Raw genomic sequence first — 7786 nt, forward strand, 5'->3', positions numbered from 1 at the left:
GGCACATGAGACATTGCACCACAACCCGCAGTTGAACGATAAAAAAACGATTGATGTAATTAAAAAGATTTTGGATAAAAACGACCACGAAGCGCACCATAACCGTGAACATTTCAATGATCACGGGGTATTGGCGATCAATCTAATGAGCTCTCCGGGGAGCGGAAAAACGACACTTCTGGAAAAAATGGCAGGGCTGGCACCGTTCAAATACGGTGTAATCGAAGGAGATTTGGAAACAAGCCGTGATGCGGATCGTCTTATCGCCAAAGGGATCAGTGCCGTGCAGATCCAAACGGGAAGCGCATGTCATCTGGACGCATTTATGGTTCATAAAGGGCTTCACGATATGCCGATCGCCGATCTGGATGTCTGCTTTATCGAAAATGTCGGAAATCTCGTCTGTCCGGCGAGCTACGATGTCGGATCGCATCTGAACATCGTGTTGGTCTCTATTCCCGAGGGAGAAGATAAAATCGCCAAATATCCGGTGATGTTTCGAACGGCTGATCTGATCCTCATCACCAAAACCGACCTGCTTCCGTATTTTCAATATGATATCGAGCGGGAAAAAGCCGAAGCGCGCAAAATCAAACCGAATGTCGATATTTTAGAGGTGAACATCAATGATGAAGAGTCTGTGAAGCGGGTAATCGAGTGGATTGAATTTAAACGGAAGATGAGGAGCTGATTATGTGTTTATCCATACCTTCAAAAGTGGTCAAAATAGACAAAGAATACAATATCGCGACGGTTGATACCATGGGTGTACAGCGTACCGCAGGTTTGGATTTGATGGAAGAAGATTCCGTTAAAATCGGAGATTACGTATTGCTTCATATCGGATTTATCATGAACAAGATCGATGAAGAAGATGCGATGGAATCGTTGCGGGTATACCAGGAGATTCTTGAAAAACTCGATGAAGAAGAACGGCGTCAACTGGTGCTCGAGGATGACAACTGTGCCAATCGGGAAGCCCCGTGAACTCGCTGCAGCTCAAAGATTTGTATGACGGTTTCCGAGACCCGGACGTCATCAAAAGTTTTCAGACACTCATAGCACGGGAAGCCAAAAAGCTTGAACGTACCGTGAACATAATGGAAGTATGCGGCGGGCATACCCATACCATCATGAAGTACGGTTTGACCCAGTTATTGCCTGAAAATATCAATTTTATCCACGGTCCCGGTTGCCCCGTATGCATCATGCCCAAAGAACGGGTTGATCACGCGTATGTGCTTGCCATGCAGCCTGACGTGATTCTGCTCACGCTGGGAGATATGATCAAGGTTCCCGGAAGCCACGGTTCTTTGCAGGATGCCAGAGCCAAAGGGGCGGATGTCCGATACGTCTATTCTCCGATGGACGCACTCAAGATCGCCGAGGAAAATCCGGATAAAAAAATTGTTTTCTTTGCCATCGGGTTTGAGACGACGACACCAATGACAGCGGCATTGCTCGATGTCGTGATCAAACGGGGGATCAGCAATATCTTTTTTCATATCAATCATGTCACCGTCCCCGAAGTGATGAAAGAATTGATCGACAGCCGGGATGAACATGTCAACAGCTATGATCACCGGATCGATGCCTTTATCGGGCCGTCTCACGTCAGTGTCATCAGCGGGTCGAAGATTTATGAGAAGTTTCCCAAAGAATACCATATCCCCGTCGTCGTCGCCGGTTTTGAGCCGGTCGATGTGATGGAAGCGATCTACATGATGCTCAAACAGTTCAACGAGGGGCGCAGCGATCTGGAAATTCAGTACAAACGGCTCGTTACCCCTGAGGGAAATCTCAAAGCACAGGCGCTGATCGAACACTATTTCGAGAAAGTGAGCCTTTTTAAATGGAGAGGGATGGGAAATGTCCCCGACAGCGGTTTAAAGCTTCGGGATGAATTTGCCGCTTATGATGCGGAGGTATTGTTTAAAGATATACTCCCGTACGATGAGATCGATGATCATAAACTGTGTATCTGCGGAGATATTCTGCGCGGTTTTGCGAAACCGCAGGAGTGCAGTGTGTTTGGAACGGCATGCAAGCCGAGTTCTCCTCTGGGAAGTTGCATGGTGAGTTCGGAAGGGGCCTGTGCCGCCTATTATAAATACGGGAATCTAATATGACGAAAAACATTGTACTGGCACAAGGAAACGGGGGGCAGGAAAATGCCGAACTGATCTCCAAGATATTTTATAAACATTTTAAAAACGAGATTCTGGAAAAGAGTGAAGATGCGGCGATCATCGACGGCGGACGGTTGGCGTTTACGACCGACAGTTTTACCGTCAGCCCCATCTTTTTTGACGGGGGAGATATCGGAAAACTCAGTATCTGCGGTACCTGTAACGATCTGGCGATGATGGGGGCAAAGCCCACTTATATGACGTGTGCCGTGATCGTCGAAGAGGGATTTTCGGTCGATGATCTGGAAAAAATCGTCCGTTCGATGAAAAAAGAGCTGGACGTAAATCAGGCCGTTATCGTTTGCGGAGATACCAAGGTTGTTCCGCGAGGAAGCGTCGATAAGATTTTCATCAATACGACAGGGGTCGGCGTCGTTCAAAAAAGCGGGATATCCTCCAACTGTGTGAGCGAATCCGATACGATCATCGTCTCCAACCAGATCGGTCGCCACGGAGCAACGATTTTTGCCAACCGTGAGGGGATGGAATTTAGTTCCGCGCTGCAAAGCGACTGCACTTCATTGTGGCCGCTGGTCGAAAAACTTCTCTCGGAAGGTATCCGAATCACGGCGATGCGTGACGCGACACGCGGCGGTGTTGCGGCGGTACTGAATGAGTGGGCGAAACAGTCCGCGGTATGTATCGAAGTTCAGGAAGAATCTTTGCCGGTGAGCGATGAGGTGCGCGGGATTTGCGAAATTCTGGGATTTGAAGCGTACAACCTCGCAAACGAGGGGACATTCGTATTGGCGGTAAACAGCGAAGATGCCGCCAAAGCGGTAGGAATATTGCAAGGGTTTGAAGAGGCACGCCATGCGGCGATTATCGCGGATGTGACCCATCAGTATGACGGACGTGTTGTACTCTTAAGCGCATGGGGGTCCAAACGGTTTATGGATTTGCCTACCGGGGAACTGTTGCCTCGGATATGCTGAAAAAGTAGAAAAAGTTGCGTATTTTATTGGTCGTTTCGGCGTTTAATTCATTGAGCCAGCGCATTTTTTGCGATCTTCGAGATCGAGGGGAAACGGTGGGAGTAAGTTTTGCCATCAATGACGCTCAGCTTATCGAAGAGGTTGCCGAATTTAATCCCGATCTTATCCTCTCTCCTTTTTTAAAAAAGAGGATTCCGCAAAGTATCTGGGGGACTGTCCCGACTTTCATCATCCATCCCGGAATAGCGGGAGACCGCGGAGCACATGCTCTTGACTGGGCGATACTAAAAGAAGAGAGGTCCTGGGGTGTGACGATCCTCCGGGCTAACGGCGAATACGATGCGGGGGACATTTATGCTCACGGCACATTTGCGATGCCGATAGGGACTAAAGCCTCCGTTTACCGCAACCCAGTGGGCACACTGGCATCGGCCTTGGTTTCCGAACTGTTCGAATCGCTGAATGATCCGACGTTTACCCCGATCTCCCAGCATGAACATAGCTTGCCCGGATCGGCCCATATGGTGATGACCCAGCATGAGCGACGTATCGACTGGGAACAAGACGGCACGGAGGAGATCATCAAAAAAATCCGCAGCGGCGACAGTCACCCGGGCGTTGCCGATACAATTTTGGATGTAGAGTGTTTTTTATACGGAGCCCATAAAGAAGCATCGCTGAGAGGCGGGATCAAAGAGGTTCTGGCAAAGCGCGAGGGGGCTATCTGCATCGGCACACGTGACGGAGCCCTCTGGATTTCGCACCTCAAAGAGCGGCATACCCCCGGCATCAAGCTTCCTGCAACGTATGTGCTGAAGGATCGGCTCAAAGGGGTAAGAGAAGAGCGTTTGCCGCTCTTTGTCGAACCTGAACGGGAGACGTTTAAAGAGATTACCTATTTTGAGCGTGATGAGATAGGATACCTTGGATTTGATTTTCATAACGGCGCGATGGGTGCGCATCAGTGTGTACGGCTAAAATACGCGTTCGATCACCTCAAACAAACGGGGATAAAAGTGCTGGTTTTGATGGGCGGAAGCGATTTTTTTTCGAACGGGATTCATTTGAATATTATGGAAGATTCGAAAAAACCGGATGAAGACGGATGGTCGAATATCCATTCGATGAACGAGGTCGTCAAATCTATTTTAATGTGCGACGAGGTGGTGACGGTGAGTTCGCTTCACCGCAACGCAGGTGCGGGAGGTGTCTTTTTGGCCCTTGCTGCTGATTATGTCGTCGCACGCGAGGGAGTTGTTCTCAACCCGCATTACCAAACGCTCGGCTTGCACGGGAGTGAATATTGGACCTTTACGCTGCCCCGCCGAGTCGGAGCAGAAAAAGCATACGCACTGACGACAGAATGTCTGCCGGTGAGTGCGGCTAAAGCGGTTCAAATCGGTTTGTCGGATGCACTTATGCCAGAAGACGATGCGAACTATTTGGAAGAGTTGCATCGCTATTGTATGGGTTTGGTCGCCGATGAAGACCGATATTATGAACTGATCGAGGCCAAACGCGGGAAAATCAATGATCCGTCCTTTGCACAGGAGATCCAAGATCACCGTGAAAAAGAGCTGGAAGAGATGTATCCGAGTTTTTACGATCCGAACAGCGATTTTAATCGTCTGCGCAAAGCATTTGTTTATAAGCTCTGCCCGATTCAGACACCCCATTATATAAAAGGAGAACGCTATGCATGAATATTCGATAGTGCAGGCATTATTGACGCAGTGCGAGGATATCGCAAAAGAGAATGAAGCCGAGTCGGTAACGAAAATTATCGTCAAGATCGGTAAGATGTCCGGAGTCGAACCGCATCTATTGGAAATAGCGTTTAATACGTTTAAAGAGAAAACGGTGTGCGACGGAGCCGATTTTATCCTCAATGTACAGCCTTTAACTATTGAATGCAACCAATGTCAAACAGTCACGGTGTTGGACGAGATTTTTTACAAATGTCCGGAATGCGAGAGTCTGGATGTCAAAGTGATCGATGGTGAAGATATGTATTTAATGACCTTGGAAATGGAGTAGAAGATGCAAGAATATTGGGAATTGTATATGAAAACAATCGATGGCAATATTGCCTCGGTTTTGGTGAATGCCGGGATTTCAGCAGATTTGCCGAGTGAAGATAAATTGACGATGGGATTTATCAAACTGACGATGAAAGCCCCGAATGACAAAGGGCTAATTTCGGAAGAGGAAGAGGCTCAGCTCAGTTTTATCGAAGATAAAATCGAGATGGAATCTCTCCGGTACCGTATCGGGAATTATGTCGGAAAGATAACTTCAAACGGAGTAATGACGTTTATCTACTACCTTAAACATGATTTCGAGTGGCCGGATGTCGTACAGACCGCGATGAAGGAATTTGAGGATTATTCTTATGAGTATGGCTCGAAAATGGATCCTGAATGGGAGATTTATACCAAACTGCTTTTTCCGACACCGATCGAATGGCAAATCATTCACAACCATAAAGTATGTGACAACCTAAAAGCCAACGGTGATTCGCTCCATCTTCCCAGAGCGATTGAGCACAAAGCTTATTTTGAAACTCCGCAGCAGCGGGAGAGTTTTGTAGAGCGTATCGAATCCGAATCTTTTAAAGTCAAAGAGCTCCTCGAAGCGAATGAAAACACTCCGTTGGTGGGGATCAGCTTTTATCGTCAAGACAAACCGTTTTATTACGATATCGATACATTGACATTGCATCTTATTGAGATAACATATCAATGCGAAGGGCAATATGACGGCTGGGAAACCAGTGTTGTAAAAATTTAACAATAATTCGCTGAAAATGTATTCACTTTTAAGAAAGTTTAATCTATAGACGGTGATAATGGATATAGAAATGTAACGAAAAATTTAAAAAGGAGTTTACGATGAATTACGAAGAGATCCTGAAAAAAGTAAAAGAGAATGAAGGGGTATCACGGCGTGATGCACTGAAAATGATGGCGCTATCGCCGATAGCGGCATCTGTACTGGCCAGTGCCGGGGCTCCCGCGGTGGCAAATGCCGCTGCATCCAATGCAATAGGGCGTATTGTAATCGTCGGAGGAGGTTCAGGTGCATTGATGGCACTCTCCCGTTTGCGAAGAGCCCTTGCGAAACCGGACATTACGATTATCGCTCCGAATGAGAAACATGTCTATCAGCCGGGTCAGATTTTTGTCGCTGCCGGCGAATACGCTCCTGAAGATATTATCTTCGATAATACCGGCTATATCGGGGATGATGTAAAGTGGATTAAAGACGAAGCCGCAACCTTTGATCCGGATAATAATAAACTAACAACTAAAAATGGAACCGTTGTCGAATATGACTATCTCATTGTAGCTGCGGGTATTCAATACCATTACGAGCAAATTCAAGGCTTAACATCCGATATGATCGGGACAAACGGTATTTCGAGTGTTTATTTGAACGATTTGGCTGCAGGTACGGCTGCGGGAGGAACACTTACCCATGATTGGTTTAATGCCCTGCACGAAGCGGCTAAAACCTCTAAACCGCGAGTTATCTGTACACAGCCGTCCACTCCGCTCAAATGCGGCGGTGCACCGCAAAAAATCCTTTATCTCAGTGATGATTTTCTCAAACGTGATAATTTGACGGCTGACTTTACTTTTGCTACGGCCGGCGAAAAACTTTTCGGCCTGCCGGAGATTGATGCGGCGCTGCATAAGGTTCAAGAAGGATACGGAAATATCACCAACAAATTCGGTCATGAATTGATTGCGATCGATGCAGAGAAGAAGATAGCGACATTTCATCATACCTATCAGATTCAAGGGGAGTTTGACAAAGATCTCAATGAATACGACATGATTGACAAAGAAGAAGATGTGACGATGGAATACGATTTCATTCATATCAGCCCTCCGTCATATGCCGTAGATGCGGTTGCGAACTCCTTGTTGGGATGGCAAAAAGGGAGCGCAAAAGGGTGGCTCGAAGTAGATCGTGAAACACTTCAGCACCGCCGCTACCCCAATGTCTTCGGTATCGGAGATATCTGCGGAATCCCTATCGGTAAAACAGGGGGAAGCGCACGGCACCAGGGACCTATCATGGTGGGGAACCTGATCTCGGTCATGGAGAAAAAAGAGCCTACCTTGAAATTTGACGGTTACACCGTTTGTCCGCTGAAAACATCGTATGGCGAGATTATTATGGCAGAGTTCAATTATGACGGGCTGGCACCGTCTTTTCCGCTTGATCCGGCAAAACCGCGCTGGATATGGTGGGCATTTGACTTGTACCTGCTTCAGCCGATGTATCGCTATCTGATGTTGAACGGGCTTATGTAATTCACTATTAGTTACAAAAATTCACAGTTTACGTATAGAACTTCTTCATTAAAGACAAGAAGGTCTTTAATGAGCTCACTGGCATAGAAATTGCATTATAATAAAATGTGATAAAAAATATGTCAAAGAGGTAGGTATGGGTAGTGAATACGTATTAAAAGATACCGATTTCCTGGTATCGCAAACGGATGAAAAAGGAAATATCCTTTTTGCCAATGAAGATTTTTGTACGATAGCGGGGTATACCCTCGAAGAGCTTGTCGGCAAACCCCATAATATTGTCCGGCATCGTGATATGCCTAAAGCCGCCTTCAAAGATTTGTGGGAAACGGTCAAAAGC

General features: G+C 46.9%; 9 protein-coding genes. All 9 read left to right on the top strand.

Annotated elements, in window-relative coordinates:
* Positions 1-691: hydrogenase nickel incorporation protein HypB (hypB, locus tag WAO38_RS05075; protein WP_422234961.1), on the top strand; the 691-nt coding region annotated here is incomplete at its 5' end.
* A 2-nt stretch (positions 692-693) separates the two neighbouring features.
* Complete coding sequence (locus tag WAO38_RS05080; RefSeq protein ID WP_422234963.1) at positions 694-987, top strand: HypC/HybG/HupF family hydrogenase formation chaperone; 294 nt, start codon at positions 694-696, stop codon at positions 985-987.
* Positions 984-2129, top strand: a complete 1146-nt coding sequence (hypD, locus tag WAO38_RS05085; protein ID WP_422234965.1) for a hydrogenase formation protein HypD — start codon at positions 984-986, stop codon at positions 2127-2129. The genes WAO38_RS05080 and hypD overlap by 4 nt, the downstream gene beginning before the upstream one ends.
* Complete coding sequence (gene hypE / locus WAO38_RS05090; protein ID WP_422234967.1) at positions 2126-3124, top strand: hydrogenase expression/formation protein HypE; 999 nt, start codon at positions 2126-2128, stop codon at positions 3122-3124. The genes hypD and hypE overlap by 4 nt, the downstream gene beginning before the upstream one ends.
* 95 nt (positions 3125-3219) lie before the next feature.
* Positions 3220-4827: an enoyl-CoA hydratase-related protein gene (locus WAO38_RS05095; RefSeq protein ID WP_422234969.1), complete on the top strand. Its 1608-nt coding sequence runs from the start codon at positions 3220-3222 to the stop codon at positions 4825-4827.
* Positions 4820-5161, top strand: a complete 342-nt coding sequence (hypA, locus tag WAO38_RS05100; RefSeq protein ID WP_422234970.1) for a hydrogenase maturation nickel metallochaperone HypA — start codon at positions 4820-4822, stop codon at positions 5159-5161. Before WAO38_RS05095 ends, hypA begins: the two co-directional genes overlap by 8 nt.
* 3 nt (positions 5162-5164) lie before the next feature.
* Complete coding sequence (locus tag WAO38_RS05105; RefSeq protein ID WP_422234972.1) at positions 5165-5914, top strand: DUF695 domain-containing protein; 750 nt, start codon at positions 5165-5167, stop codon at positions 5912-5914.
* A gap of 101 nt (positions 5915-6015) precedes the next feature.
* Positions 6016-7446 (top strand): NAD(P)/FAD-dependent oxidoreductase, encoded by a 1431-nt coding sequence (locus WAO38_RS05110; RefSeq protein ID WP_422234974.1) that lies wholly within the window; start codon positions 6016-6018, stop codon positions 7444-7446.
* A gap of 136 nt (positions 7447-7582) precedes the next feature.
* On the top strand, positions 7583-7786 hold a 204-nt coding region (locus tag WAO38_RS05115; RefSeq protein ID WP_422234976.1), incomplete at its 3' end, for a PAS domain S-box protein.

Origin of the sequence: Sulfuricurvum sp. (genome assembly GCF_049277495.1) — a bacterium.
GTDB lineage: Bacteria > Campylobacterota > Campylobacteria > Campylobacterales > Sulfurimonadaceae > Sulfuricurvum.